Source organism: Burkholderia sp. SR8, assembly GCF_052851275.1.
Map to the genome: position 1 here is coordinate 1 of NZ_JAULUC010000085.1, position 615 is coordinate 615.

Annotated in this window: 1 protein-coding gene; it reads right to left on the reverse strand. The window is 67.3% G+C overall.

Features of this window, described 5'->3' with window-relative positions:
• Positions 1–417 (reverse strand): winged helix-turn-helix domain-containing protein (locus tag Q3A80_RS31925; protein WP_446332754.1); only part of this gene is annotated, 417 nt, incomplete at its 3' end.
• Positions 418–615: the final 198 nt, after the last annotated feature.

Sequence of the window (615 nt, forward strand, 5' to 3'; positions counted from 1 at the left end):
CTTGCGCTCGGCCCAGCCTTCCTGCGCGATGCGTCCGAGCACGGCCGTGAGCTGCGCGTTCGTCAGCCCGTAGCGGTGGCGGATCAGTTGCTCGGAAAACTCGTCCGGCAGTTCGCCCTTCAGGCGATCGTCCGCGATGCGGAAATATACGCTCGTGATCACGTCGGCCTCGCCGAGCCCGAGTTCGTCGACGACGTCCGACAGCGGCTCGATCACCGGCTTCGCGACGAAGAAGCCGCGATTGCGCTCGCGCGTCAGGATGCCTTTTTCGTGCAGCAGCGCGAGCGCCTCGTTGACGGGCGAGCGCGACACGCGCAGCCGGTCGGCGAGCATCTGGGCGGGCAGGTGCGTGCCGACGTCGAGTCCTTCCGTCTTGATGAGTTCGACAATCTGGGTCGCGATGGAGCGGTCGGTCATGAGCGTGAGCATTCGGGGCGTCGCGGGCGGCTTCGGTCTCAAGCCTCCTGCATCGCCAGGTTCTTCTGCAATATCAGCGGGATGACGCCGCCCGAGCGCAGCAACTCGCATTCGAGACGGGTCTCGACCGCGGCCGTCGCGCTGACGGGCTCGATGCATCCGTCGGCGCGCACGATCCGCACGGGCACCGTGCAGCGG